Source organism: Aurantivibrio plasticivorans (assembly GCF_055392955.1).
This window is the reverse complement of sequence record NZ_AP036020.1, coordinates 4028147-4052811: the sequence shown is the minus strand read 5'-3', so window position 1 is coordinate 4052811 and position 24665 is coordinate 4028147. Positions and strand designations below refer to the sequence as shown.

21 protein-coding genes are annotated in these 24665 nt (G+C 48.1%); 14 read left to right on the top strand and 7 right to left on the bottom strand.

Translation table 11 applies throughout. The annotated features are described in order from the left end of the window. The 4 genes from ACZ5NB_RS18245 to ACZ5NB_RS18230 all read left to right on the top strand — a co-directional run bounded on the left by ACZ5NB_RS18245 (position 1) and on the right by ACZ5NB_RS18230 (position 3124). The gene (locus ACZ5NB_RS18245) at positions 1 to 531 is read left to right on the top strand and encodes a MotA/TolQ/ExbB proton channel family protein (RefSeq protein WP_460234149.1); all 531 of its coding nucleotides are present in this window, start codon (positions 1 to 3) and stop codon (positions 529 to 531) included. A gap of 59 nt (positions 532 to 590) precedes the next feature. Continuing rightward, positions 591 to 992: an ExbD/TolR family protein gene (locus tag ACZ5NB_RS18240; protein WP_460234148.1), complete on the top strand. Its 402-nt coding sequence runs from the start codon at positions 591 to 593 to the stop codon at positions 990 to 992. Between the two features lie 6 nt (positions 993 to 998). Continuing rightward, complete coding sequence (locus ACZ5NB_RS18235) at positions 999 to 1604, top strand: energy transducer TonB (protein ID WP_460234147.1); 606 nt, start codon at positions 999 to 1001, stop codon at positions 1602 to 1604. A gap of 194 nt (positions 1605 to 1798) precedes the next feature. Then, a complete protein-coding gene (locus ACZ5NB_RS18230; protein ID WP_460234146.1) occupies positions 1799 to 3124 on the top strand; it encodes a tetratricopeptide repeat protein in 1326 nt (441 codons plus the stop codon). A 79-nt stretch (positions 3125 to 3203) separates the two neighbouring features. Here ACZ5NB_RS18230 and ilvD read toward each other — a convergent pair whose 3' ends face one another. The 5 genes from ilvD to ACZ5NB_RS18205 all read right to left on the bottom strand — a co-directional run bounded on the left by ilvD (position 3204) and on the right by ACZ5NB_RS18205 (position 9847). Then, complete coding sequence (ilvD, locus tag ACZ5NB_RS18225) at positions 3204 to 5048, bottom strand: dihydroxy-acid dehydratase (protein WP_460234145.1); 1845 nt, start codon at positions 5046 to 5048, stop codon at positions 3204 to 3206. 91 nt (positions 5049 to 5139) lie between these two features. Beyond that, a complete protein-coding gene (gene argA, locus ACZ5NB_RS18220) occupies positions 5140 to 6450 on the bottom strand; it encodes an amino-acid N-acetyltransferase (protein WP_460234143.1) in 1311 nt (436 codons plus the stop codon). Positions 6451 to 6559: 109 nt separating this feature from the next. Next, complete coding sequence (argE, locus tag ACZ5NB_RS18215; RefSeq protein ID WP_460234142.1) at positions 6560 to 7738, bottom strand: acetylornithine deacetylase; 1179 nt, start codon at positions 7736 to 7738, stop codon at positions 6560 to 6562. Positions 7739 to 7854: 116 nt separating this feature from the next. Beyond that, positions 7855 to 9129: an inorganic phosphate transporter gene (locus ACZ5NB_RS18210; protein ID WP_460234141.1), complete on the bottom strand. Its 1275-nt coding sequence runs from the start codon at positions 9127 to 9129 to the stop codon at positions 7855 to 7857. 37 nt (positions 9130 to 9166) lie between these two features. After that, positions 9167 to 9847 (bottom strand): TIGR00153 family protein, encoded by a 681-nt coding sequence (locus tag ACZ5NB_RS18205; protein WP_460234139.1) that lies wholly within the window; start codon positions 9845 to 9847, stop codon positions 9167 to 9169. A gap of 259 nt (positions 9848 to 10106) precedes the next feature. Here ACZ5NB_RS18205 and tfpB point away from each other — a divergent pair, with 259 nt between their 5' ends. From tfpB to ACZ5NB_RS18160, 9 genes are all read left to right on the top strand, one after another. Next, on the top strand, positions 10107 to 11882 hold the full coding sequence (gene tfpB, locus ACZ5NB_RS18200) for a type IV pilus assembly ATPase TfpB (protein WP_460234138.1): 1776 nt from the start codon (positions 10107 to 10109) through the stop codon (positions 11880 to 11882). A gap of 134 nt (positions 11883 to 12016) precedes the next feature. After that, positions 12017 to 15040 (top strand): bifunctional [glutamate--ammonia ligase]-adenylyl-L-tyrosine phosphorylase/[glutamate--ammonia-ligase] adenylyltransferase, encoded by a 3024-nt coding sequence (gene glnE, locus ACZ5NB_RS18195; RefSeq protein WP_460234137.1) that lies wholly within the window; start codon positions 12017 to 12019, stop codon positions 15038 to 15040. Between the two features lie 32 nt (positions 15041 to 15072). Continuing rightward, on the top strand, positions 15073 to 16002 hold the full coding sequence (locus ACZ5NB_RS18190; RefSeq protein WP_460234136.1) for a branched-chain amino acid transaminase: 930 nt from the start codon (positions 15073 to 15075) through the stop codon (positions 16000 to 16002). Positions 16003 to 16129: 127 nt separating this feature from the next. Beyond that, on the top strand, positions 16130 to 17215 hold the full coding sequence (waaF, locus tag ACZ5NB_RS18185; protein ID WP_460234135.1) for a lipopolysaccharide heptosyltransferase II: 1086 nt from the start codon (positions 16130 to 16132) through the stop codon (positions 17213 to 17215). A gap of 4 nt (positions 17216 to 17219) precedes the next feature. Then, positions 17220 to 18242, top strand: a complete 1023-nt coding sequence (gene waaC / locus ACZ5NB_RS18180; RefSeq protein ID WP_460234134.1) for a lipopolysaccharide heptosyltransferase I — start codon at positions 17220 to 17222, stop codon at positions 18240 to 18242. Then, a complete protein-coding gene (locus tag ACZ5NB_RS18175) occupies positions 18239 to 19375 on the top strand; it encodes a glycosyltransferase family 4 protein (protein WP_460234133.1) in 1137 nt (378 codons plus the stop codon). Before waaC ends, ACZ5NB_RS18175 begins: the two co-directional genes overlap by 4 nt. Continuing rightward, a complete protein-coding gene (gene rfaP, locus ACZ5NB_RS18170; RefSeq protein WP_460234131.1) occupies positions 19375 to 20184 on the top strand; it encodes a lipopolysaccharide core heptose(I) kinase RfaP in 810 nt (269 codons plus the stop codon). The genes ACZ5NB_RS18175 and rfaP overlap by 1 nt, the downstream gene beginning before the upstream one ends. An 8-nt stretch (positions 20185 to 20192) precedes the next feature. Further along, entirely contained in the window at positions 20193 to 21017 is an 825-nt protein-coding gene (locus ACZ5NB_RS18165) for a lipopolysaccharide kinase InaA family protein (protein WP_460234130.1), read from the top strand. Further along, positions 21014 to 21763: a lipopolysaccharide kinase InaA family protein gene (locus tag ACZ5NB_RS18160; protein ID WP_460234129.1), complete on the top strand. Its 750-nt coding sequence runs from the start codon at positions 21014 to 21016 to the stop codon at positions 21761 to 21763. The genes ACZ5NB_RS18165 and ACZ5NB_RS18160 overlap by 4 nt, the downstream gene beginning before the upstream one ends. A gap of 8 nt (positions 21764 to 21771) precedes the next feature. On the opposite strand, the gene ACZ5NB_RS18155 is transcribed toward ACZ5NB_RS18160, so the two are convergent. Both ACZ5NB_RS18155 and ACZ5NB_RS18150 read right to left on the bottom strand, forming a co-directional pair. Further along, entirely contained in the window at positions 21772 to 22755 is a 984-nt protein-coding gene (locus tag ACZ5NB_RS18155; RefSeq protein WP_460234128.1) for a glycosyltransferase family 4 protein, read from the bottom strand. Further along, positions 22752 to 23408, bottom strand: a complete 657-nt coding sequence (locus ACZ5NB_RS18150; RefSeq protein ID WP_460234127.1) for a class I SAM-dependent methyltransferase — start codon at positions 23406 to 23408, stop codon at positions 22752 to 22754. Before ACZ5NB_RS18150 ends, ACZ5NB_RS18155 begins: the two co-directional genes overlap by 4 nt. A 131-nt stretch (positions 23409 to 23539) precedes the next feature. Here ACZ5NB_RS18150 and ACZ5NB_RS18145 point away from each other — a divergent pair, with 131 nt between their 5' ends. Continuing rightward, on the top strand, positions 23540 to 24658 hold the full coding sequence (locus ACZ5NB_RS18145) for a glycosyltransferase family 4 protein (protein ID WP_460234126.1): 1119 nt from the start codon (positions 23540 to 23542) through the stop codon (positions 24656 to 24658). Positions 24659 to 24665 lie beyond the last annotated feature (7 nt).

The window sequence follows — 24665 nt, the reverse complement described above, 5'->3', positions numbered from 1 at the left end:
ATGCTCCTAGAGTTACAAGAGTTACTGGAGTCAGTTAGGGGCTTTATGGCAGCCGGTGGCCCGATCCTTACGGCCATCGCCGGTCTCGTGTTCATTATGTGGGCATTGATTTTTGAGCGTGCTTTCTATTATCGCGGCGGTTTACGTCGCGATGTTCAAGTGGCGCTCGATCAATGGGAATCCCGTGCTGAACGCAAATCTTGGAGTGCTCACAAAATCCGTGACATGTTGATTTCCGAAGTGGAACTCAAAACCAACCAAAACTTATCTTTGGTGGCTACCTGTGTTGCGTTGTGTCCTTTCCTTGGTCTGCTCGGTACTGTTTACGGGATGATCGAAGTTTTCCAAATCTTAAGTGTCACCGGTGGTGGTGATGCGCGCTCGATGGCGGGCGGTGTATCAAAAGCAACTATCCCAACAATGGCGGGCATGGTTGCGGCTATCTCGGGTGTGTTTGGTAATACTTGGATTACCCGTACAGCAGAACGCGAAAACCAGTTGCTAGAAGACCATCTGACGATGGATCACTAAAAGTCGGTGCCAAGCGTTAGCTTGGCGCTCAAGGCAATAATTACAGCTAGAGACTTATCATGAGCAGGAAAAAGCAAAGACAAGAAGAAGAGAGTGCAATTGACGTAACACCAATGCTTGACGTTGTGTTCATCATGTTGATTTTCTTCATCGTGACGTCTGTTTTCATTAAAGAGGCGGGTATTGAAGTCAATCGCCCCGACTCAACTACCGCTTCTTCTAAAGACAACGTAAGTATCTTGGTGGCGATTAGCCCCAATAACGAAATCTGGATCGACAATCGACGTGTAGATGTACGTGCGGTTAAATCAGTGATCGAACGTTTGCGCGCGGAAAACCCAGAGGGTGGCTTGGTTATACAGGCTGACAACGAAGCTAACGTTAAAACCCTTACCGCTGTTGCTGATGCGGCCCGTGAACTTGGTTTATACGACGTATCCATCGCTACTGACGAGAGTTAATTCGTTATGAATTTATCGAGAATAATCACGTCAGCAATAAGCGCGGTGTTCATCACTGCGGTATTGATTGTTGTGATGTTTAAATTGGTCGACCGTGAGTGGGAAGAGCCTGAAGAGCGCAAGAAGTATAACTTCTCTGAGTTCAATAAGCCGCCAGAAGATATCGAAACCAACTACGATACCGCCAAACCCGATAAGCCGGAAACACCAGAAACTCCGCCCGAGACACCACCGATGGATATCGATCTTCCAGACGTGCCTCAAGATTCAGTCAGCGTTGCTCAGCCAACACTGAATGCTGATCTTAATATTGATACGACAGGCGGTTTTAAATCTGATGGTGAGTACCTGCCTATTGTTCGGGTTGAACCAATCTACCCAACTCGAGCTGCTCAGCGTGGTATCGAAGGGTGGGTAATTGTAGAGTTCACTGTGACCGCAAATGGTTCGGTGCGCGATCCTGTGGTTATCGAGTCTGAACCATCAAGTATCTTTAACCGCGCTGCTGAGCGTGCAGTACTCAAGTGGAAGTTTAAACCACGCGTTATCGATGGTAACCCCATTGAAGTACCTGGCGTACGGAACAAATTGACATTCCAGTTGGCCAAATAATGTCGAGCCCTGACGAATCCCAGAGTGTTGGGGTTCGTTGCTTAATAAAAACGGCTAAGCGAATTTCCGTTTCAGTAACGTGCTGGTGAGGCATGTTACTAAGGGGCGCTAGAGCAAATGTTCGTGCGCTAATCTACACTACGGTAATTAATTCAATCGCTAGAAGTTAAGTGAATATGTGTATGAGGTCTATCATGACTAAGCAATTTTCAATGTCGCGAGGATTGTCAGCTGCGCTATTGGCGTTGCCCATTTTCTTACTAAACCCTGTCGAACAAGTTCACTTTTCTCAGGATGGTGTTAGCGTGGCAGTGGCTGAGGCAGCTGCTCAAAACACACGAAAGGTTATGGCTGTATCTGAAGCAGTCAATAAAAAGCTGGCGGCAGTTAATGAGTTTCTTAACCCTGAAGAAGGTGAAGCGAACTTGCCGCGAGCACTTCAGGAAGCTAATGATATCAACACCAGTAAGTGGAACGAATTTGAGCAGGCACAGCTTTATAACCTAAAAGGTAATATTTACGTTCAGATGGAGCGTTATAAAGACGCCATCGCTAACTACCGTAAATATGTTGATACCCCAAGCGTTCCCGAAGCAAACCAACTAAACGTTTCGTATTATCTGGCGCAGCTTTATCTGGCGACTGAGAATTACAAAGAAGCAGTCAACATGCTTGAAGACTATATCAAGCGTTCTGAAATTGTTGGTGCCGATCACTACTACAAACTTGGACAGGCGTACTACTTGGCGGAGAACCTAAATAAGTCTCTTCCGAATATCAATAAAGCGGTTGATATGTATGAAGGTTCTGACCGTATTCCACCTGAAGGTTTGTATCAGTATCAAATGTCTCTTTACCATACGCGTGAAGAGTACAGCAAAGTTATTGAAGTGCTAGAAAAAATGATTCGCCACTACCCTAAGACATCGACTTGGCGGACATTGGCGCAAATGTATGGTGTGGCAGGTCGATCAAAAGACCAATTGCATGCATATAGTGCCGTCTACACTATGGGTGGCTTAACGAAAGATAAAGAGCTCCGTTTATTGGCCAGCTTATATCTTGAAAATGACTACCCCTATAAAGCTGCAAAAGTTCTCGATAAGGGTATCAAAGATAAGATTGTTGAGCCGACCGCTAAAAACCTTGAGTTGTTAGGTGTTTCTTGGAGTCTTTCTAAAGAGAAAGATGAATCTATTAAAGTCATGGAACAGGCAGCCAAGAAATCTGATGACGGTGAGCTGTATGCGCGCTTGTCACAGATGTATTTAGGTGATGATAATTACCAAAATGCAGTCAACGCGGGTAAAGAGGCGTTGAAGCGTAAGCTGAAGCGACCAGCATCTGTGCATTTCAACTTGGGTATTTCATACTTCAATATGGAAAAATATGATTCCGCATTGAAGTCGTTGAAAGAAGCGCGTAAAAATAAAGATATTACTAAGCAGGCGAATCAATGGATTCGTGTTGTAGAAGGTGAAAAAGAGCGCGTAGCCAAGCTTGAAGAAGCGGCCAGTTAATTCATCTTTCAAATGCGATTAAACAAAAACCCGGCCATGTGCCGGGTTTTTTGTTCTATGCATCTCAAAATATAAGTAACTAGTCGAGCTTTGAAAGGTCCCGCACTGCGCCCAAGTCTGCGCTGGTAGCCAACATCGCATACGCTTTTAATGCCGCACTGACTTTGCGAGTCCGTGGGTGTTCGGGTTTCCAAGCTTTAACGCCTTTTTGCTCCATTTCTGCTCTGCGTTGAGCCAATTCCTCATCGCTGAGTAATACATCGATGGAGCGGTTTGGGATATCGATACGAATGCGGTCACCGGTTTGAATCAAACCTATTGCTCCACCCGCTGCTGCTTCAGGCGATACGTGGCCTATCGATAAGCCTGATGTGCCTCCAGAGAAGCGCCCATCCGTTAATAGCGCACATTCTTTTCCGAGGCCTTTGGATTTAATGTAGCTGGTTGGATAGAGCATCTCCTGCATACCGGGGCCGCCTTTGGGGCCCTCATAGCGAACGACAACAATATCACCGGATTTCACTTTGTCATCAAGGATGTTTGCAACCGCTTCGTCTTGGCTCTCGACTACGTGAGCCGGGCCTTCAAACACCCAAATACTTTCATCTACACCTGCAGTTTTAACGACACAGCCGTCTTCTGCGATATTACCGCGTAAAACAGCTAGCCCGCCCTCTTTGGTGTAAGCGTTGTCGAACGAGCGGATACAACCATGTTCGCGGTCTACATCCAAGCTTGGCCAACGCGTTGATTGGCTGAACGCTTCTTGCGTTGGAATTCCGGCTGGACCGGCGGTATAGAATTTCTTCACATCATCGCTGTTAGTTACCGCGACATCCCAGTGATCCAAAGCTTCTTGGAAAGTAGAGCTGTGAACTGTAGGCAGCTCAGAGTGTAATAAATTACCGCGATTGAGTTCGCCAAGAATGCCGTACACACCACCGGCTCGATGGACATCTTCCATGTGGTATTTTTGAGTGCTGGGCGCAACTTTGCACAACTGGGGAACTGACTTCGATAATCGATCGATGTCAGTCAGCGTGAAAGGAATATCGCCTTCTTGCGCTGCTGCGAGCAAATGCAAAATGGTATTCGTAGAGCCGCCCATCGCGATGTCGAGTGACATTGCGTTTTCGAAAGCTTTAAAGCTAGCAACCGTGCGTGGAAGGACTGACTCATCTTCTTGTTCGTAATAGCGTTTAGCGTTCGCCACAATGCGTCGCCCCGCTTCCAAAAACAGCTCTTTCCTGTCTGCATGAGTCGCTAGGGTTGAGCCATTGCCCGGCAACGATAGCCCAAGTGCTTCCGTTAAGCAGTTCATTGAGTTCGCTGTAAACATGCCGGAGCAAGAGCCGCAGGTAGGGCATGCTGAGCGCTCATATTCGGCAACGGTTTCATCTGATACTGATTCGTCTGCCGCTATTACCATGGCGTCGATAAGGTCCAAACCGTGGTCTGCTAATTTGGTTTTGCCGGCTTCCATGGGGCCGCCTGAAACAAAAATCGTTGGGATGTTTAAACGCATGGCGGCGTTAAGCATTCCGGGGGTGATCTTATCGCAGTTAGATATACAAACGAGCGCATCAGCACAATGCGCGTTGACCATGTACTCGACAGAGTCGGCAATGATGTCACGGGAGGGCAAGCTGTACAGCATGCCATCATGCCCCATGGCGATACCGTCGTCGACGGCGATGGTGTTGAACTCTTTGGCAACCCCACCGGCTTTCTCGATTTCACGAGCGACTAGTTGCCCAAGGTCTTTAAGATGGACGTGCCCGGGTACGAATTGCGTAAAGGAATTCGCGATTGCAATAATAGGTTTATGGAAATCGTCGTCTTTCATTCCGGTGGCTCGCCAGAGTGCGCGAGCGCCAGCCATGTTGCGTCCGGCTGTGGATGTTCTAGAGCGATACTGGGGCATGTCGACCTCGATAACGGACAAATAAAAAGGGGCGCTAAGAATACCAGAACGACCCCTGATTGCTAAGTGGCCCCAAAGAAAGCTGAGCTATTTAGCCTATAGCTTTGACGAATACTTTCGAACGTCGCTGATAGTTGTAAAGTTGCTGCTTGTCTTGAGGTAGTTGCGAGGGAGAGCCTTCGACAAAGCCATTTTCCATGAACCAGTGAGCAGTTTGTGTGGTCAAGATAAACAGTGTCTTGATGTTCGCTTTTTTTGCCTGACTTTCGATTTGCTTGAGTAGAACTCGACCGCGCCCTTGATTGCGGTAGTCGCTGCGCGTGGCGACGCAGGCGATCTCTGCCATATCCCCATCGAAGGGGTACAGGGCGGCGCAGGCGATAATGGTGCCGTCCTTTTCGACCACTTTAAATTGCGAAATCTCGTTTTCAAGTAATTCTCGAGAGCGGCGTACGAGTGTGCCTTGTGCCTCGAGTGGTTCCAATAGCTCGAGTATTCCACCTACGTCTTCGATCGTCGCGTCTCGCAGGGTTTCGTAATGGTCGTTGTATACCATGGTGCCGGAACCGTCACGGCTGAATAGTTCAGACAGCAGCGAGCCATCCTCAAGATAGCTGATAATGTGCGCCCGAGGTACTCCTTGGCTACACGCTTCATAACAGGCTTGTAAACTGGTTTTACATATGTCGCCATCGTGTGTGTTATCTATTGCTTCTCGGCAGTCGATCAAACTGAGTTCCCGGCGTAAGTCTCCACCCTGTTCGGTGATGCCTAGCGTATCGCTGAATGCAATCAGCTTATCGGCATTTAACGCGCTCGCTATTCGTGTGGCAACCTCAGTGTAGCTAAGATTGAACACCTCTCCGGTCAGAGAAAAACCAAGGTTAGATACCAATACCACGGCACCTTTTTCAAGAGTGTGGTTAATTGCGTAGCTATCAATTCGACGCACTTTCCCCGTGTGATGATAATCAACGCCGTCGATTACCCCAGCGGGTTTGGCCGTAACAAAATTACCGCTGATAACTTTAATGTGGGCTCCCTGCATGGGGGAATTTGGCAGCCCCGCCGACAATGCGGCCTCGATTGAAAAGCGGAGCGAGCCAACCGCTTCGCACACATCAGCAATATGAGCGCTTTCGGTAATACGAACACCATTGTGAAAACTCGAGGTGATGTTTGAGTGGGCAAGCTGTTCATCTATTTGTGGTCGTGCGCCGTGCACAATGACTAAACGAATACCCAAGCTGTTGAGTAATGCAATGTCACTGACTAAGTGGTGAAATTTATCACTTTCAAAACACTGCCCAGGCAGCATCAACACAAAGGTTTTGCCTCTGTGTGCGTTGATATAAGGAGACGCGTTGCGAAACCATTGAATAAAAGACGATTCGTTATTCACTGCCAATCACTTTAGTTGGTCGTATTGTGGAGAAAACGATAGTTAACACCCAACGCCGGTATATAGTCAAACTGCAACCTCCTAGAAGGTGTGCGTGAACACAAGCGTATCAACGGAGGGAATGAATCAGCGGTTGTTTCTGCACACAAAACTGCTGAACTAATTGCTTCAACATAAAGATCGCCGGTTCGATTTGCTGCAGATCGATAAACTCGTTGGGTTGGTGCGCTTGGTCAATAGAACCTGGGCCAAACACCATAGTTTGCATCCCCAAAGATTTTAAAAAAGGCGCCTCGGTAGCAAAGGCAACGCTTTCTGCTGCATAACCGCTCAGTTTTTCCAGAGATTGAAGCAACGGAGAATCGTGTGACTCCTGGAATGGGGGAACACTCTCAAAAAGTGGTTCAACGCTGATCGACGTCCCGGTCGTTTGTTCAATGGGTAAAATTCGCCGAGTAACCTCAGCCCTAAGCGAATCGATATCCATGCCTGGTAGTGGTCGAAGATCGAAATGCAATTCACAGTGTCCGCAGATGCGGTTTGGGTTGTCGCCGCCGTGAATGTGGCCGAGGTTAAGGGTTGGAACATCCACCTCAAAACCAGGGTTGCGATACTTTTCCTGCATGTCACGTCGAAAAGCCAAAAGCTCTGTCATTACCATTTGCATTGCTTCGAGCGCATTGAACCCCAGGCTGGGATTAGAGGAGTGTCCCGCTAAACCTTGAATCCGGATCGCTTCCATCATAATGCCTTTATGCATGTAGATGGGTTTTAAGCCGGTTGGCTCTCCAATGACCGCATAGCGGGCTTTGGGTAGCCCGGTGTCGGCTAATAATCTTGCACCTGACATGGAGCTTTCTTCGTCAGCGGTAGCTAAAACGATGAGCGGTTGCTCGAAGGACGTGTTGGCAAATTCATCGCAGGCGGCGAGTACAGCGGGAAAAAACCCCTTCATGTCGGTAGCGCCAAGCCCAAATAGTTTGCCGCCCTGTTCTTTAAGTGAAAAAGGGTCTTGTTGCCAGCGGTTTTCATCGTAGGGCACAGTGTCAGTATGCCCTGATAACACCAAGCCGCCAGGACCGGAGCCGCGGGTAGCAATTAAGTTCGCTTTATTGGGTTTGCCCGGAATACCTTGAATATCGACGGCAAAGCCAAGGTCGTATAACCAGCCCGCCAAGAGATCAATCACGTCACGGTTTCCCATGTCCCATGTTGGAGAGACAGAGGAAACAGAAGGCTTGGCTACAAGTTGTGCCAATCGTTGAGTATAGAGAGCAATCGAATTCATAGCTGACAGTGTATCCCATCTTCTCGGAGCAAGCGCACGAGTTTATGTGTACTGACTCCGAGAATGATTGGATCACCGAGCATCGTAAATGCTAGGAAAGAACAAGAGTAAGAGTGTTAGGACAGTGCTGTCTTAAAAATAAAGAAGAATAGGATCGATAGTGTGGCCCCAACAGGGAGCGTGATGATCCAGGATAAAAATATGGTACCGATAACGCGCAAGTTTAGTGCTCCAATACCACGAGCAAGACCGACCCCCAAAATGGCGCCAACCAAGGTATGTGTGGTTGATACTGGTAGCCCTGTTCCTGAAGCCAGAACCACAGTTCCTGCGGCACCGAGTTCAGCAGCGAAGCCTCGGCTCGGTGTGAGCTCGGTAATTTTTTTACCAACCGTGGCAATGACTTTAAAGCCGTAAGTTGCTAAACCGATAACAATGCCTAATCCGCCTAATAGCAGAATCCAGCTAGGCATCATCGCTTTAGCGCCAACGACACCGGTAGATATCACACTATAAACCGCTGCAAGCGGGCCTACGGCGTTGGCAACATCATTGGAGCCATGGGCAAAAGCCATGGCGCAGGCGGTAAAGATCATTAAGATCGCGAAGATTTTTTCAACACCACCAAATCGGTTCTGCTCAGTAGAGTAGTCTTCCTCGCGAATCCGGCTCAGCAAAACCACGCCAACAATCGCGATGATTAGGCCGACGATGATCGAGTAGCCTGTGGCTTCCCAGAAGCTTAATTTAATGCCCGAATCCTTAAAGACGTGTTTCAAGCCTTTGAGGATGGTGACCATGGCGATGAGAAAGCCTACACCAAACATGTAGACGGGAATGTATTTTTTACCGTTTGCAAAAGGGGTAGCCGTGTTGAGAATAAGGCTCTGCACGCTTTTAAATAGCGCGAAGGAAATAGAACCTGCGAGTATCGGGGACACAACCCAGCTAGCAGCGATGCTGCCAACCTTTCCCCAGGAGACCGCGTCCACAGAAATTCCGACTGCAGCAAAACCGACGATAGCACCCACAATTGAATGTGTGGTGGACACCGGCCAGCCCCAAATACTGGCGACTAATAACCAGGTCGCAGCGGCCAAAAGCGCAGAAATCATTCCGTAGACCAAGAGCTCGGGTTGGCCTTCCAATAAGGCCGGGTCGATGATGCCCTTGCGAATGGTGGAAGTTACTTCTCCCCCGGCGAGGTAGGCGCCGAGAAACTCAAAAATCATCGCGATAAAAATCGCTTGTTTGATGGTCAATGCTTTTGAGCCGACCGAGGTGCCCATGGCATTGGCGACATCGTTTGCACCAACACCCCAAGCCATAAAAACGCCAAATAGGCATGCGAGTACTAAGAGTAGCGTACCGTACTCTGCAAGAATGGACATGCTGACTTCTCCCAATAAAAATATCTGTAGTTATGTGTTATCTGGCGAGCAATAGTTGTAGGCGGCTACCTACTTTTTGGGCGCAGTTGGATAAATCGCCAATTGATTCGATGACGCGGTACAGAAACATCACTTTGACTGGTGGTAGGTCGTCTTCGACGGCAAACAATGCGGCGCGAATGTCTATCTCGACCTTGTCAGCACGATGCTCACAGGCGTCTAGCTCTTCGATGAGTTGCTCAACGATAGTGATTTCTCTCCCCGCAAACCCGGCTTCTAACAGCTCGTCTAGCTCATTGATGGCTTTCAGTGCTTGAGCGGAAGCGTCCACAGCTGATTGTACAAATTCCACCATTAATGGCTGTACAGCGGCGGGAATTGCCATTTTGCGGCCCAGCATGATGCCTGCGATATCGCGGGCGGTGTTTGCAATGGCATCTTGCATCGACAGGATTTCTAGCAAGTCTGATCGGGGGACGGGGAGGAAAAGGCTCTTTGGCAGGTGGAGACGAAGATTCTTTTTTAGGTCGTCTGCTTGGTTCTCTTGCGCTGCAATCTGCTGCTGAATGTCAGCGGCCGTGTCCCAGTCGTCGGCAATCACCGCGGCAAAGAACCCTACCAGCTCACTGGCTGCGCCGCAGGCTACGGTCATATGGTCTTGCATTGGCTTTATCGGTGACTTGCCAAAAAGGCTCGAAAGCGGGTTGTTAATGGCCATGTCTTCAGTTCCTGTGGTGTTACGTCTGAATTGTGTTGTAGGCGTCGATATTGCGGTGCGGATTATGACAAAATTGTTTCAGTATCGCGCCCCCAATTTGTGCTCTTTTCACCATTGAGTGAATGTCGCACCCCACTGAGGGTTATACAGCTTGCGGTCAGGACAAGCTACAATGAAGATGCATGCGATCTCGACTGGTAAGAGGTTGTGAGTCTTCATAGGGTGGGTTCGGCGCTGCTCAATTATGGCAAGGTGAATTATGAGTGAAACGGTGGCCGCAGATAGAGTTGTCGATCTGCGAAGTCTGTTGAATGATCTGGTGTCTGACGGGCTAATGAGCAACGAAGACGCGAACCTGCTGGCAGGTGCGACGCGTACGCGAGAGCAAGCCGCCATGCACCCATTGGTGTACGTCGCTAGCGAGCAAATTGCCGATCAGACTCGCCCCACCAAGCATTTAGATATTGAAACGCTTTCCCAGTGGTTTGCCGAGAAATCAGGCTTGCCGCTAGCCCATATCGACCCCCTGAAAGTTAAGGTGGCTGCTGTCACCGACGTCATGTCTTACGCGTTCGCGAAGCGTCATGGCATTCTGTGTATTGCCGCCAATAGCGATGAGGTAACCATTGCCGTCTCGCAGCCGTTTGTTACTGCCTGGATTCCACAGCTGGAGCACACCGCTCGTCGTCAAGTGAAGCGCGTCGTTGCGAACCCCGCGGACCTTGAGCGTTACATGGTCGAGTTCTATACCTTATCGCGCTCGGTCAGTGGTGCCTCTGGCTTGCAGCAAGCGTCGAATGTCACCAACTTTGAGCAATTGTTGGAATTGGGTACGAGTGGCGACCCTGAAGCAAACGATCAGCATATCGTTAATATTGTTGACTGGTTATTGCAATACGCGTTCGATCAGCGTGCCAGTGATATTCATCTGGAGCCGCGTCGGGATGTGGGACGTGTCCGCTTTCGCATAGATGGTGTCTTGCATCAAGTTTATGAGCTTCCCGCTACGGTCAATAACGCGGTGACGAGCCGCATTAAAATTTTGGGGCGTATGAACGTTGCGGAAAAACGCAAGCCTCAAGATGGGCGTATTAAAACTAAACGCGCAAATGGCAGCGAAGTGGAGCTGCGTTTATCAACGCTACCGACTGCATTTGGCGAAAAGTTAGTGATGCGGATTTTTGATCCTGATGTGTTGTTGCGAACATTTGCGGAGCTTGGTGTGACAGGCGAAGACTACGCGCGTTGGCAAAATATGGTGACACGTCCCAACGGTATTGTCTTGGTAACTGGGCCAACGGGTTCAGGTAAAACAACAACGCTGTATTCCACTTTGAAGCAGCTTGCCACCTCGGAAGTAAACGTCAGTACGATCGAAGACCCGATCGAGATGGTTGAAGAGTCCTTCAACCAAACTCAGGTGCAACCAAACATAGGGTTAGATTTTGCAGCCGGTGTTCGCACGCTAATGCGTCAAGATCCCGATATTATTATGGTGGGTGAGATTCGCGATCTTGAAACTGCGCAAATGGCAATTCAGGCGGCGTTGACAGGACATCTAGTGTTATCCACGTTGCATACTAATGATGCGCCTACATCGCTCATGCGCTTGCTCGATTTAGGTGTCCCACATTACTTAATTAAATCGACACTGCTAGGCATTGTTGCGCAGCGTTTGGTGCGAACGTTGTGCCCTCACTGCAAAGAAGAAGTAGCGCTTGATCAAAGCGCATGGAATCAACTAGTGCGACCGTGGAAAGCGCCTGGACCGGAAACTATTTATAAGCCTGTAGGCTGCTTGGAGTGCCGTAATACTGGTTACATGGGCCGTGTCGGGTTATATGAAATGATGCCACTGAGCGAGCCGTTAAAAGAGCTGATCAGTGAAGAGTGCGAGCTGAACGCGTTGCGTAAACAAGCGATGAAAGAAGGTATGCGAACACTTCGATTAGCGGGTGCACAGAAAGTGGCGGCTGGCCAAACGACGATTGAAGAAGTCATGCGCGTGGCACCTGCCGCTAACAACTATAATTAAATATGCTGTCGCATAGGGCTTGTTGTGCAAAAACTATTGCACTCGACAAGCCCTTTCTTGTTCTGAATGACTGCGTAGCTCGGTGCATTCCCCTCTTTTTAGTCAGCACTCGTTCATAGTAGGGTGTCGTTTATATGTTGGTTTCTGACTCTATTCCATCTGTTTTTCATTCTCAGTTAGAGCAATTTGAGTCTCAATGGCGGTCTGTTGAGAATGAGGAGGTGCGTCAATCGGTTACTGATGGATTATCGCAAACACGCCGGCGTCAATTATCACGGTGTGTGGTAGGTAGCGAGTTTTTCTCTAGCACTTGCTTGTCTAAACCTCACAGCTTACGTGATCTTCTCTTCTGCAAAGTTTTACCTTTAGAAGTGGTTTCGACGTATAGCAGCGTGCAAGCTTTTCTAAAAATGTTTACCGAAAATGCTGACAGTGATGTGGCGCTTGATAAAGCACTTCGGGCTGCTCGTCGACAATTCATGCTGCGCACTATCTGGCGCGATTTGAACCGAATGAACTCAATGGAGCAAACGACTAATGAATTATCGTGGTTTGCTAACGCCGCGATTTCTACCGCAGCTGATTTTCATTATAGAGCTTTGGTGAAACAGCATGGCCTGCCAGTAAGTAAAAAGGGTGAAGTGCAACCTTTTCTGGTGTTGGGGATGGGCAAGCTGGGTGCGTTTGAACTCAATTTATCGTCAGATATTGATCTTATCTTTGCGTTTCCCGAAGCGGGAGAAACCGTAAGCACGGTGCCACAGCGACAAAAGTTACTGACGAATCAAGAGTTTTTTATTCGCCTGGGGCAGCGAGTGATTAAGTCGCTCGATGTACTGGATGCAAATGGTTTCGTGTTTCGCGTGGATATGCGCCTACGCCCTTGGGGGCAAAGCGGACCATTGGCGACGAATTTCGATTTTTTAGAAAATTATTACCAAACGCAAGGACGCGAATGGGAGCGCTTCGCGATGATCAAGGCACGCGTGGTGGCGATGACCGATGATGCCTTACTGCAACAACTGGCTAACGAACCGGTTAACGACGTGACCTGCCGTGCCGGAAAGGAGTATGCGAATCAATTATCGTCAATGTTGTTGCCGTTTACGTATCGAAAATATTTAGACTATTCAGCGATTGATGCAATGCGTTCGATGAAGGCGTTAATCAATAAAGAAGTCGCTCGTAAAGGCCTAAAGGAAAACATCAAGTTAGGTGCAGGTGGTATTCGGGAAGTTGAATTTATCGTGCAGGTGTTTCAATTAATTCGTGGTGGTCGCGATACTCACTTGCAGGAGCGTCGCTTACAAAGCGTATTACCTTTATTGGTAGAGGATGGCTGCTTGCCGGTTGGGATGGATCAGCAACTGTCAGACGCTTATGTATTTTTACGCAATACTGAGCACGTAATACAAGCCTTTCAGGATCGGCAAACCCAGCAATTACCGGTTGATGACATTGATCAATTTCGACTAGCTTGGTTAATGGGCTTTGACGATGTCGATGCATTTTTCAACGATTTGGATCGTCATAGAGAATTGATCCACCAACAGTTCCAGCAGGTAATTGCAGAAGAGAAGTCTGATGAACATGCGCCTCAATTGGCCCCGGAATGGTCGCTGATCTGGCGTCATTCATTGGATGATAATGCCTCGGTGAACTTTCTTGCCACTCAAGGCATGCTCGAAGCGGAGTCTGTGGTCGTTACGCTGAATGCGCTGCGAGAATCTCGACCTGTGTTGAGTATGCAGGCTGCCGCGCGCGAGCGGCTCGACTCGTTAATGCCGGTTTTGCTCGAAGACCTTTGCGGTGTGGAGCATCCAGACGAAACTCTGAAACGCATCTGCCTGGTGTTGGAAGCGGTGGCGCGACGCAGTGCGTATATTGTTTTATTGCTTGAAAATCCCTCGGCTCGCCGCCAGCTGACTACGTTATGTGCGGCGAGTCCGTGGATTGCTAATCAGCTGGCAAAGTATCCGGCACTCTTAGATGAGTTGCTGGATGTCAGAGTGCTCTATTCGCCGCCCGATATGGCGGTGTTGCAGGATGAATTGCGCCGTCAGGTGCTGCGCCTTAGTTGGCATGACCTTGAGTCTCATATGGAAACGCTACGCCATTTTCGTCTGTCTCATGGCTTGCGTGTGGCGGCGTGTGAGGTAGTAGGGGTACTGCCTTTGATGAAAGTAAGTGATTACTTATCAAATTTGGCCGAAGTGGTTTTAAGGCATGTGCTAGAACTGGCGTGGCAGCAAATGGTGAGTCGCTATGGCCAGCCGAGTAAGGCTGTGAGCGAACTGTCCCGACCAGGTTCCCAAGAGGTTGACCCGAAGGACTTCGTCATCCTCGCCTATGGCAAGCTGGGGGGCATCGAGCTGGGCCATGGCTCAGATCTGGATTTAGTCTTCGTTCACGATGCAGACCCAATGCTCACGACGGATGGCCCCAAGGAAATCGATAATGCCACCTTCTTTACCCGTCTGGGGCAAAAGATTATTCATATCCTCAATACGCGAACCATCTCGGGCCAGCTTTATGAGGTGGATATGCGGTTGCGTCCATCAGGCAACTCGGGGTTGCTAGTCAGTTCTCTTTCGGCGTTTGAGAAGTATCAGCGCCACAATGCTTGGGTGTGGGAGCATCAAGCACTGCTGCGGGCCCGGGTTGTCGCAGGTAATGCCGAAGTGAAAGAGAGGTTTCGGGCACTGCGCCACGCCATCTTGTGCGAAACTCGGGACATTGCGGAGTTGAAATCCAAAGTCGTTTCTATGCGCGAAAAGATGCGAAAACAGTTAGCGGCTACACCAAGCGATCAGGCCGACAAATTCCATCTTAAGCACGGTCCCGGTGGTATCGTCGATATTGAATTTATGGTTCAATACGCGGTTTTAGCTTGGGCGCATCAACACCCTGCGCTGACTGAGTTTACTGACAATATTCGCATTCTCGGCGCGCTTGAAGAAGCTCGGTTAGTGTCTGCTGAACACGGGACACAACTCATCGAAGCCTATAAAACCTACCGGTCAGCTGTGCATCGTTTAGCGCTACAAGGTCAGCCTAATGTAGTCGATGGTGATCACTTTGTCGCGGAGAGAAAGGCAGTATTGGCTATCTGGGAATCACTGTTCGGTGATGCTGAGATTCGCGACGAGCTGAACTAATTCAATTTTAGAAATGATAAAGAGAGCATTACATGAGCTTTGCTGATCGTGACGGCGTCATCTGGATGGATGGCGAACTGGTGGACTGGCGCGATGCCAAAACCCACGTTCTCACCCACACGTTGCATTATGGTATGGGTGTTTTTGAAGGTGTGCGTGCCTATGATGCCGGAAAGCATGGTACCTGTATTTTTCGCCTAAAAGAGCATACTGACCGTCTTTTTCGTTCCGCACATATCATGATGATGAATATGCCCTTCGACAAAGAAACACTTAACGAAGCGCAAAAACTCGTCGTGAGAGAAAATAAATTAACCGAAGGTTATCTCCGGCCTATGGCTTTCTTGGGTTCTGAAGGCATGGGTTTGCGTGCAGATAATTTGCAAACTCACGTCATCGTTGCGGCGTGGGAATGGCCCAGTTACATGAGCGAAGAGGCTAAAGAGCAAGGCATTAAGGTGCGCACTTCAAGCTACACCCGTCATCACGTGAATATTTCTATGTGTAAGGCGAAGGCCAACGGACATTACATCAATTCGATGTTGGCGTTGCGTGAAGCGTTAGATAGCGGATGTGAAGAAGCGTTGCTGCTTGATCCAGAAGGCTACGTGGCAGAAGGTAGTGGCGAAAATGTGTTTATCGTTCGCGACGGAGTCGTTTATACGCCTGAGTTGACCTCTTGCCTGGATGGCATTACACGAAATACAGTGATCAAACTGATCGAAGATAACGGCTATAAGCTTATCGAAAAGCGTATCACGCGCGACGAAGTTTACGTTGCTGATGAAGCATTTTTCACGGGTACTGCAGCCGAGGTATTACCGATTTGTGAGTTGGATGGGCGTCGAATCGGCGAAGGTCGTCGTGGCCCAATTACCGAGGTGTTGCAGTCACAATATTTTAATTTGATTCGAGGTGGTCTTGACCAATATTCGCATTGGCTTGATCCGGTTGCGAAATAGTAATGAGTTAATAAGCCGCCTAACATAGGCGGCTTTGTTATTTACGGGGTTTCAAAACCCTTCTCCAAGATCACGGTTTTCGGCGAGCAGTCAATCGCTTTCCACAACAACACTTCATTTAGGTTTTATGACAGACAATTCCCCCTCCGAGACTGATGACCTAATCAATGATAATCCAAAGATGTTGATTATCGGCCCTTCTTGGGTGGGTGATATGGTTATGGCGCAAGCCTTATTTGTATTGCTCAAACAGCAAAAGCCGGATCGCGAGATTGATGTCATTGCGCCTGCGTGGACACGTCCATTGCTGGAGCGTATGCCTGAAATACGTGGAAGCCTGGATATGCCGATTGGCCACGGCAAATTTATGTGGTCAGAGCGCAAAAAAATTGGCCGCGGCCTGCGTGGCCAATACCAAGAATGTATTGTGCTGCCGAATTCCTGGAAGTCTGCGTTGATCCCGTTTTTTGCGAACATACCAAAACGCATAGGTTGGCGAGGTGAAATGCGTTTTGGGTTGTTGAATGACATACGCTTACTGAATAAACGTCGCTACCCTTTGATGGTTCAGCGCTATGTTGCCTTAGGGTTGCCGAATGCGGCGTCATTGCCTGACCCGTTGCCGCTGCCTAAATTGGTTGCGCACGATGTATTGATTCCTAAGTTGCTCGAACATTTTGAATTAAATCTCGATAAACCCGTACTAGCCTTGTGTCCTGGGGCTGAGTTTGGTCCTGCTAAGCAGTGGCCTGAGTCGCATTACTCTGCTGTTGCACAGACTAAAATATCAGAAGGTTGGCAGGTTTGGATAATGGGGTCCGAGAAAGATCGTGCTGTTGCTGAAAAAATTAAAGGGTTTTTGCCGCAAGATATGCAGACATCAGCACACGTCCTCGCAGGCGCAACGAGCTTGGCCGAGGCGATTGACTTGCTATCCCGTGCTGATGCGGTTGTCGCCAATGACTCAGGTTTAATGCATATTGCGGCTGCGCTGCAAAAACCCTTGGTAGCAGTTTATGGCTCAACTTCGCCCGAATTTACTCCACCGTTGGGTGAGCGAGTGATAACGGAATCGATCCCGGTAGACTGTGGTCCATGTTTTAAACGTGAATGTCCAAAGGGACATTTGAAATGCCTGCAAGAGCTTCAGCCGCAACAGGTGTTGAAGAGTTTGCACGCTGTTAGCCAGCATGTTGTAGAAATAGAAGGTTAGTTGGATGCGCGTTTTAGTCGTAAAAACTTCATCAATGGGCGATGTTATTCACGCAATGCCCGCGCTGACCGATGCGAAACGCCATAAACCCGATATTGTGTTTGATTGGGTTGTAGAAGAAGGCTTTGCGGAAATTCCAAGTTGGCACCCGGCTGTCGACAATGTTATTCCTGTCGCTATTCGGCGCTGGCGAAAATCAATCTTAAAAACACTAGGCTCTACCGAGTGGCGGCAGTTTAAAAATCAGTTGCGTCGTCAACACTATGATCTTGTGATTGACTGTCAGGGTTTGTTGAAAAGTGCCTGGGTCGCCAAGTTAGTGAAAGCCCCTGTCGCTGGTTACGATAAATTGTCGGCCCGAGAATCGATGGCCAGTTGGTTCTATCACAAAAAATATAGCGTGAGTACCGAGTTGCACGCCGTTGAACGAATTCGACAATTATTTGCTCAGGTGTTGGGGTACGACGTTCCACAAAATCGCGGTGACTACGGATTGAATCGGCAGCAGTTTTTGGGCGCCGCTCAGCAGTCTGCCAACGTAGTCTTCCTGCATGCAACGGCGCGAGATGAAAAATTATACCCCGAGGATCAATGGCGCACGTTAGCAAAAAAATTAATCGCCGATGGTTACTCCATTCGCTTGCCGTGGGGTAACGAGCTTGAAAAAGAGCGGGCAAAACGCATTGCTGAACACATCGACGGAGTGGAAGTGTTGCCCAGGTTAAATATTCATGGTGTGGCCTGCGTGCTTGCGAAAGCTAGCGGTGTGGTCGCTGTTGATACGGGATTGGGACATTTATGTGCTGCGTTAAATGTACCAACCTTGTCACTATATGGGCCCACAGATGTGGAGCTTATTGGCGCCTATGGCGAAAACCAAACACACCTGTGTGCGAAGAGCCTGGATGCCCAAGAATTTAATAGCGACAAACCTTTTGAGCTGGTTCCCGCTGAGCTGGTATATAAGACATTGCAGGATCACGTGTTGTCGCACAGTGATACCAAGGTATTTAAGCGCGTACAATGAAATTAGCTTTCGTTGTTTTTAAATATTTTTCCTTTGGTGGTATGCAACGCAATATGTTGGCTATTGCCAAAGCTTGTGCAAGCCAAGGCGATCAAGTGGATGTGCTGTGCAGTCAGTGGCAAGGTGAACAACCGAATTACCTAACGGTTAAGATCTTGCCTGTTTCGGGCTTTCGCAATGCGGCGCAAATGAAAAATTTCTCGCGAGCCTTTCAACAAGTCGTTAATGCAAATCAATATGACTTGGTTGTGGGTTTTAATAAGTTTCCTGCTCTAGACGCCTATTATGCTGGAGATTCTTGTTTTGCGACCAAAGCTTTCGAAGATCGCAGTTGGTTTTACCGTCAAACGCTCCGCAGCAAAATATATCTTGAATATGAGGCTGCGGTGTTCTCTTGTGACAGCAAGACACAGGTTCTGGAGGTCTCTGCCAATGAGCGTAGGCAGTTTCAAAAACATTACCGCACGCCCGATGATCGTTTTCATACGCTGAATCCAGGCATCAACCCAAATCGTCGAGTTTGGCAAAGTGATCTCGATGCCCAAAAGCGAAAAAGGCAAGAGCTGGGTATAGATGATTCGACATTAATTTTTTTGGCGATTGGATCTGGCTTCAAGACTAAAGGCTTGGAACGGTCGATTGAGTTGCTAGCTCAGTGGGCTGAATCCCCGCAACATCAAGATAGAGAAGCGATTTTGTTGGTTGCAGGCCAAGATAAAGAAGCCTCTTTTGTTCTACAGGCTAAGCGGCTGGGCGTGAATGATAGCGTGAGGTTTTTAGGGGGTAGAGATGATATTCCGCAGTTGCTTCAAATTGCTGATGTTGTTCTGCATCCCGCTCACCGAGAAAACACCGGTAATGTTTTGCTGGAAGCAATGATAGCAGGGCGGCCTGTGATCGCGACAGAGGTCTGTGGCTACGCTCACTTCATTGATGATGCTGAAATGGGGGTGGTGCTGGCAAAAGATTTTTCACCCAGTGATTACCTACAGGCGGTTGAGGATGTATTGGCAGAGGATGATCAAGTGTGGCGTGAGCGCGGAAAATTATTTGCGCAAAGAGAAGAAATATACTCCCGGCCGCAACAAGTGGCGAAACTACTAACGCAGTTTGCGAAGGGCAAGGAGGGTTGATGGATATTGTTCTATTCGAGCCCTTTGCTCAGGCCTGGGGAGACAAAGACGCATTTGATGAAGTTGCAAAAATATCAGGCGAGGTCGTAAGGCACAAAGAGGGCAGAAAAACACAGCGCTTTGAGTTCGGCGATGCGGTTTATTATGTGAAACATCATTCTGGAATCGGCTGGGGAGAGTATTTAAAAAATTTGTCCCAACTGAAAAAGCCTGTTATCGGTGCGCGCAATGAGTGGGAGGCAATTAACTGTCTTCATCAACTTAATATTCACACGTTAACTCCTGTTGCCTTTGGAGAGAGAGGGGTTAACCCTGCTTCACAAGAATCATTTTTAATCACACGAGAATTAACTGGGGTATTGTCTCTTGCCAAGTATGCAGAAACTTGGCCCCAGCAGCCTCCGGTATTTACTGAGCGCTTTCACTTGATTCATGCAGTCGCCGATATTGCTCGACAAATTCATCAGGCCGGTATTAATCATCGTGATCTTTATATCTGTCACTTTTTATTAAAGCAGGAAGGCAAAGACCTAAGAAATCCGATTTTACATCTGGTTGATTTGCACCGTGCGCAGATAAGAAACAAAGTGCCTTTTCGCTGGCTAGTAAAAGATGTAGCTAGTATTTACTTCTCCGCCATGGATATTGGTCTAACCAAGCGCGATATTTTGCGTTTTATGCGTCGATACTTTGACCGCCCGCTTCGCACCGTTTTGGCAGAAGAGACTCGGTTGCTGAAAGCAATTCAAATTCGGGCGGAAAGGCTTTATCGTCGTGATTTTAAGCGCGCCGCGCCTCAGTTTTGGTAGGTGGTTGCGTGAGTGATTCGGCGCAGTTGCAACAAGGCGATTGGAGTACACTGGTTGGCCGACTTTTAATGTCGGGCGATGTGATTGGCTGGCAACGAGTTGTGAGCTCGGAGCAGGCTAGAGTGTTCTACAGTTCCTCATTGAATGTGTACTGTAAGATATTTATCAATTTCAAAATTCGTGATACGTTGCGCGCGATGGTGTTCCCTTATTTTTCGAGATCAAATCAATTTATTCGCCATAACCGCAGGCTGGTGGACAGTCAGTTTTCTGCTCCCCGCGTTGTTGCAAGCGGCACAGTTAATCGGCATGGTTGGGTGGCAACAGAGGGGCTGCCTGGTATTGGTTTGGGCTATTTGTTGGCGACTTATCTGCGCGGTCGAGAGATCCCTAGATCGCTGTTGCGTTGGAAGTGGCAACTGATGAGCGCGTTAGGTCGTGAAGTGGCTCGGTTGCATAACGCAGGTATTTATCATGGCGATTTGCGCCCCAATAATATACTGGTTGATCTAAAGCCAGTGGCAAATTTTGGGTTTATTGATAACGAGCGTAATAAAGATGGCTTTCAGGTGCTGAGCAATCGATTGCAAATTAAAAACCTTGTTCAACTAAATATGGTGTGGCCGGAAGATCTATCCGCAAGCTGTCGCTTGCGATTTATGCGTGCATATGCGATGGAGCGTGGTGAAGCGATTGATTTGAAAAAAATGGTGATGAAAGTTAGCGTGCTCACTCAGCAGCGTCTACGAGGGAAAGCGAAAGGAGGTTATGCCTTGCTCGATCCTGGTCAATATCAAAGCCAAGTAGACAAACTCGTAGAGATGTTACAGTGAGTTTATGGTCCGCTAAAAATCTGGGCAGCGCTGAAAATTGGCGACCTCAGAAAAATGATGCGCGGACCACCGTGTACCGCGCTTTTTCCAACAGTTGTGGCGACGTGATTGTTAAGCATTTCATGTTGCCGGGCAGTGCCAGTCAATTACGGTTTTGGCTGCGATCACGAAAATTAAGGCGCTTCTATCAAGAGGTTTCCGTCCCTGTCGCTCCTCTTATAGCTGTGAGTTCAGATCGTTCAAAAAAACTCGGCGAGTGTGTTTATCGCGTGGTGAAAGGTGTTGATTTGAGGGGATTAAAGAGCGATGACCTTGTTCAGGCTGAGTGGGGTTCGTTGTTTTCGGCCATTGGTCAGCGGGTAAATCAGCTACATAGGTCGGGTTGGGTTCATGGCGATTTAAAGTTTGGCAATGTTGTGTTCGACCGAGAAGCGGGCGATAGCATGTCCGGCGTTAGCTTCATTGATTTAGAAGGCGTTTCCAAGCCGGTTTTTAATCCGCAACCGAAAAAATCCCGTGATATTGCTCGATTTATTTTGAATGCGTTAGAGGCGCAATGTGGAGTTGACGTATTAGCACAATTTTGGCTGAGTGCGACTCACGGGTATACGAAAACAGAGATCTCTGCATTTAGAAAATACACTCTACGATGGCTTCGAGCGCTTTCTCTTCGCCACAAAAATAAATACGGGAAGAGTGTTGATGTATCACAGTGTGACTTTTTGTATGAGTCTCGATTAGGGTAACAACGTTGCTAATCTAATAATGCTTCAAGTGCTTGATCGAGTCTCTCAACCTGGCTTTCCATCGCATACTCAATTTTTGCGCGTGCTCTTCCGTTTTCGCCCATTTTAATACGCGTCTTTTCATCTTCTAACGTCGCAATCGCAGCGAGCCAGTCATCGCTGGTGTTTGCCAATATGCCCGTTTCGTTATTGAGAATAATTTCACTGTTTGCGCCAACATTGTCGGAAATTACCGGTAGTCCGCTTGCCATATATTGAATGACTTTTAAACCGCACTTTCCTAGGGTCCACGGGTCGTTGAGCATTGGTGCGACACCAATGTCGGCTGTATAAAGGGCTTCGAGCTCTTTTTCTTTAGACCATGGGACACACTCCACGTTTAAATGCTCGAAGTTCAAGGTGAAGTCGCTAATTATCCTTAAGGTAAGGTTGGGGTATTGTTTGCCAATAGCTTCGAAGGTGTCCCGATGAGCTTCTAAGTATTTTTTTGTGGCGCTACTGCCAATCCAAACTAGGACTAATCGATGAGATGCTGGCTTGGGAGAGCTGACTTGTTCGTAGTCAGCAAAACGAATGGTAGTTGGAAGGCGTAATGTGTTAATACATTTTGAATAACCGGCAAGATATTGATTGCCAGCGAAAACTGCTCGTGAATTTGCGGTGATCTGCTGGAACCGCTTCAGGCGTCGCTTTGAGGGTGTGCCATTATCGTTTAGGAAAATAGCGTCGTCATAGTCAAACACGATACATGGATTGTAGTATTTCAGTAGGCAGAGACTTAAGCCGTTGAATAGCTTGCGTTGAATGAAGACGATATCGTGTTGCTTGGCTTCACGTAATAAGGCGAGATGTTGGCGCCAAGTGAGCTTGTTAGTTGGGCGATATTCGCACTGCCAGCCTTTGCTTTCGAGCGCCTCTTTGTATTGAAAAATGCGGTAGCGCGTGGAGGCAGCATCTTCACGTTTGGATAGAAAGAGTATCGATCCCTTCATGCTGGTTTTTTGCCTACAGCAATAATTTGTTTCGCGAAGTCTAAACCCAATAGCTGAAAAAGTGGGCGCGTTAAGTAGCGACGTAGTATTTTGGTGAGCAGTGGGTCTTGGTGCAAGCGGTAGATTTTATCTAGCTCAAATCCCGCCATCTGAACAATTCCGCCTAGTTCATCATAACACCAAGGGGTGATATGGGTGGCGTCTCGCAAATATTCTGGTGGGTAATAAATATTTGGGGTGGTAACAAAAATTTTCCCACCGGGTTTAACATGGCGAAACGCTGTTTGCAGTGTGTTTAAAGCAATCGTTGGTGTGACGTGTTCAATCACTTCAAACATACAGGCGACCTGATATTCGCCATTGATTTCCTCTAAGGAGTAGAAGTCGTGGAAGCGTTGGCGGTCGATATCGAAGGATTTGTAGTCGAATTCACTATAGGTCTTTTTAAGCTCATCTTGAAGGTTTCTTGCGCCGGCCCCCAGTTCGAGTAGAGAATCAAGAGCCGGTGTCTCTTGGCGGACCACCTGGTGATGGCGTTTGCGGAGCGGAACATGCCAAATCGAGGGGTAGCGCTTCTGAGTCGCTCGCCTATATTGATAGAGCTGGCTCCAGTCGGTAGCGATAGGGGTATCGTTAGATTCGTTGTTTTTCATATTTAGAATGTCAATATCGCGTCTCTAGAGCGTGTTGAGCCATATTTGGTGATAGACGGTCAGTATGCAGCACCACTATTTAAACCCGTGTATAATTTGCGGCCTAATCCTAGCCTGCCAGATGGTGGAATATGTCATATCGGGTTTTGCAGCTCATTAAAACCTACAAGTCCAATGCACCGTTGCTGAATAGTATGGCTAATTTGCCGTCAGAGGATTTTACCACAATCACATGCTATTTAACTGGATCAGACGATGGCAAGAATGAGATGTATAGTAATGCCTCAGAGGTAATCTATTGTCAGTTGAGGAAAAGAAAGGTCTATTGGTCGAACTGGCAGACTGTCAAACGACTTGCAGACCTAATTGACGAAAAGCAGATCGATCTCGTGGTATGTCAGTTCCGTCGAACCATTCCAATTGGCGTGGTGGCCGCACTAATATCTAAGCGAAAGCCAAAGACTGCTGGGGTTTTGCATGGCATTGTCGGCGGGAGAAACAGCTTGTCTCGGCAGCTTCTGAATTGGTTTGCATACCGAAAATTGGACGCGTTGATATCTATCTCAGAGTCCGGACGTTCGGCAATCGTCAAGAATAATATTGGTTTGCGTGAAGATGCAATCGTTGCGGTTCCAAATGGCGTTGATGTCGACCGCTACCAAGCACGGGCGAATCAGAGAGGGGATGAGCTTCCCACGATGCCACAGGATGCTGTGCGTCTCTTAATGGTTGGACGCTTAGCACCGGTAAAAAATCATGTACGTGTATTGCACGCGTTTGCTGAAATCGTAAAAGATAATTCAGGTGCACAGTTATTGATTGCTGGCAAGGGCCCGTTGCAACAACAGTTAGAACGAATTATAGAAGAGGATGGAATACCTAACGTCCACCTATTGGGGCACCGTAGTGATATTCCTGTTTTGTTGTCTCAGGTTGATGCTTTCTTAATGCCTTCTGTTCGAGAGGGGCTGCCAATGGCATTGATGGAAGCCATGCTAGCCGGGCTTCCCGTTTTAACCTCAAATTCAGCCGGAATGCTAGAGCTGGTGCCTACAGAAGAATTTGGTTATTTGGTCGATCCTAATAGTACAAGTTCTATTATTAATGGATTAAAGGAACTCTTGTCATCGGGAGTGGAGGAACGTAAGAAAAGAGCATTAGCGGCCCAGCAGCGAGTTTTAGCGGACTACACATCGAGTGTTATGGCGCAAAAATATGAATCAATTTTTCGTCAAATGTTGGCGGTATGAAAAAGAT

What these genes read in the sequence shown, in the direction of transcription:
- ACZ5NB_RS18230 (WP_460234146.1), top strand. Translation starts at nt 1,799, where the DNA reads ATGACTAAGCAATTTTCAATGTCGCGAGGATTGTCAGCTGCGCTATTG.
- ACZ5NB_RS18235 (WP_460234147.1), top strand. Translation starts at nt 999, where the DNA reads ATGAATTTATCGAGAATAATCACGTCAGCAATAAGCGCGGTGTTCATC.
- ACZ5NB_RS18240 (WP_460234148.1), top strand. Translation starts at nt 591, where the DNA reads ATGAGCAGGAAAAAGCAAAGACAAGAAGAAGAGAGTGCAATTGACGTA.
- rfaP (WP_460234131.1), top strand. Translation starts at nt 19,375, where the DNA reads ATGGATATTGTTCTATTCGAGCCCTTTGCTCAGGCCTGGGGAGACAAA.
- ilvD (WP_460234145.1), bottom strand. Translation starts at nt 5,048, where the DNA reads ATGCCCCAGTATCGCTCTAGAACATCCACAGCCGGACGCAACATGGCT.
- waaF (WP_460234135.1), top strand. Translation starts at nt 16,130, where the DNA reads ATGACAGACAATTCCCCCTCCGAGACTGATGACCTAATCAATGATAAT.
- tfpB (WP_460234138.1), top strand. Translation starts at nt 10,107, where the DNA reads ATGAGTGAAACGGTGGCCGCAGATAGAGTTGTCGATCTGCGAAGTCTG.
- ACZ5NB_RS18145 (WP_460234126.1), top strand. Translation starts at nt 23,540, where the DNA reads ATGTCATATCGGGTTTTGCAGCTCATTAAAACCTACAAGTCCAATGCA.
- ACZ5NB_RS18190 (WP_460234136.1), top strand. Translation starts at nt 15,073, where the DNA reads ATGAGCTTTGCTGATCGTGACGGCGTCATCTGGATGGATGGCGAACTG.
- glnE (WP_460234137.1), top strand. Translation starts at nt 12,017, where the DNA reads ATGTTGGTTTCTGACTCTATTCCATCTGTTTTTCATTCTCAGTTAGAG.
- ACZ5NB_RS18150 (WP_460234127.1), bottom strand. Translation starts at nt 23,408, where the DNA reads ATGAAAAACAACGAATCTAACGATACCCCTATCGCTACCGACTGGAGC.
- waaC (WP_460234134.1), top strand. Translation starts at nt 17,220, where the DNA reads ATGCGCGTTTTAGTCGTAAAAACTTCATCAATGGGCGATGTTATTCAC.
- ACZ5NB_RS18175 (WP_460234133.1), top strand. Translation starts at nt 18,239, where the DNA reads ATGAAATTAGCTTTCGTTGTTTTTAAATATTTTTCCTTTGGTGGTATG.
- ACZ5NB_RS18210 (WP_460234141.1), bottom strand. Translation starts at nt 9,129, where the DNA reads ATGTCCATTCTTGCAGAGTACGGTACGCTACTCTTAGTACTCGCATGC.
- argE (WP_460234142.1), bottom strand. Translation starts at nt 7,738, where the DNA reads ATGAATTCGATTGCTCTCTATACTCAACGATTGGCACAACTTGTAGCC.
- ACZ5NB_RS18245 (WP_460234149.1), top strand. Translation starts at nt 1, where the DNA reads ATGCTCCTAGAGTTACAAGAGTTACTGGAGTCAGTTAGGGGCTTTATG.
- ACZ5NB_RS18205 (WP_460234139.1), bottom strand. Translation starts at nt 9,847, where the DNA reads ATGGCCATTAACAACCCGCTTTCGAGCCTTTTTGGCAAGTCACCGATA.
- ACZ5NB_RS18155 (WP_460234128.1), bottom strand. Translation starts at nt 22,755, where the DNA reads ATGAAGGGATCGATACTCTTTCTATCCAAACGTGAAGATGCTGCCTCC.